This window comes from Niastella sp. OAS944, from assembly GCA_024809215.1.
In the GTDB taxonomy this organism is placed as follows: domain Bacteria; phylum Bacteroidota; class Bacteroidia; order Chitinophagales; family Chitinophagaceae; genus Niastella.
The window spans coordinates 1-1,268 of sequence record JANUBW010000028.1; the positions used below are offsets into that span (position 1 = coordinate 1).

Genomic DNA, 1,268 nt, shown 5'->3' on the forward strand with positions numbered 1-1,268 from the left:
ACGGTAATAGTTAAAGTTGTTGTAGTCGCGCACTGTCCTGCACTCGGCGTAAAGGTATAAGTTGTAGTTGCCGTATTATTAAGTGCCGGCGCCCAGGTACCGGTAATACCATTGTTAGAACTAGTTGGCAAGGGCGATAAAGTAGCTCCCGAACAGATTGGCGCTACGGCTGTAAACGTCGGCGTCACATTCGGATTAACCGTAATCGTTAAAGTCGTCGTAGTCGCACACTGACCGGCACCCGGCGTAAATGTATAAGTTGTAGTTGCTGTATTATTAAGTGCCGGCGCCCAAGATCCATTGATACCATTGTTAGAACTAGTTGGCAATGGCGTGAGTGTTGCTCCCGAACAGATTGGCGCTACAGCTGTAAACGTCGGCGTAACATTCGGATTAACGGTAATAGTTAAAGTTGTTGTAGTCGCGCACTGTCCTGCACTCGGCGTAAAGGTATAAGTTGTAGTTGCCGTATTATTAAGTGCTGGCGCCCAAGATCCAGTGATACCATTGTTAGAACTGGTTGGCAAAGGCGACAAGGTAGCGCCCGAACAAATAGGCGCTACAGCCGTAAATGTCGGCGTTACATTCGGATTAACGGTAATTGTCAATGTCGTTGTAGTCGCGCACTGTCCTGCACTCGGCGTAAAGGTATAAGTTGTAGTTGCTGTATTATTTAGTGCCGGTGACCAACTACCAGTAATACCATTGTTAGAGGTAGTTGGCAACGGTGATAAAGTTGCTCCCGAACAGATTGGTGCTACAGCTGTAAACGTCGGCGTCACATTTGGATTAACCGTAATTGTCAAAGTCGTAGTCGTCGCACACTGTCCTGCAGTTGGTGTAAAGGTATAGGTTGTTGTAGTCGTATTATCCAAAGCAGGCGACCATGTACCCGTAATACCATTGTTAGAACTTGTTGGCAGCGGTGTTAAAGTAGCCCCAGCACAAATAGGAGCAACTGCTGTAAATGTCGGTGTTACATTTGGATTAACCGTAATCGTTAAAGTCGTCGTAGTCGCACACTGTCCTGCTGTTGGTGTAAAGGTGTATGTAGTAGTAGCTGTATTATTAAGTGCGGGCGCCCAGCTACCGGTAATCCCATTATTAGACGTAGTTGGCAACGGTGATAAAGTTGCTCCCGAACAGATTGGTGCTACGGCAGTAAACGTCGGCGTTACATTTGGATTAACCGTAATTGTCAAAGTCGTTGTAGTAGCACACTGTCCTGCACCCGGCGTAAATGTATAAGTTGTAGTTGCGGTATTATT

1 pseudogene is annotated in these 1,268 nt (G+C 46.5%); it reads right to left on the reverse strand.

Annotated elements, in window-relative coordinates:
* Nucleotides 1-1,268: pseudogene (locus GGD38_RS37340) on the reverse strand (gliding motility-associated C-terminal domain-containing protein); the annotation flags it as partial.